The sequence below is a fragment of the Alcanivorax sp. HI0044 genome (genome assembly GCF_001634945.1).
The window spans coordinates 1-284 of sequence record NZ_LWEZ01000913.1; the positions used below are offsets into that span (position 1 = coordinate 1).

The 284-nt window shown below is 55.3% G+C and carries 1 pseudogene; it reads right to left on the reverse strand.

The window, feature by feature from the left end:
• Window positions 1–284 (reverse strand): annotated as a pseudogene (locus tag A3730_RS31525) (addiction module toxin RelE); the annotation flags it as partial.

Consider the following 284-nt stretch of genomic DNA (forward strand, 5'->3'; position numbering starts at 1 on the left):
AAGCTGCAATAACACCAAGCGGGCGCGCGACTTGACGACGCTGGGTTGAAGGCACCTCGGAAAGAGTGGCCTTGCTGTCCAGTTTGGCCACCATCTGGGCCACAAAGTCTTCACTGCCGAGATAGACCTGATTCTTAAGGGATTCCCAGGGATCGGGCTGGTCCTTTCCCTGTCTAACAAACTCCCTGTACGCCTTTATGGCTTCATCTCGGGTGCCTGAAAAAGCAGCGAGAATCCAATCTGCACTCACACCTTCAGGAAGCGCCTGAAGGCCTGCCGTTCCT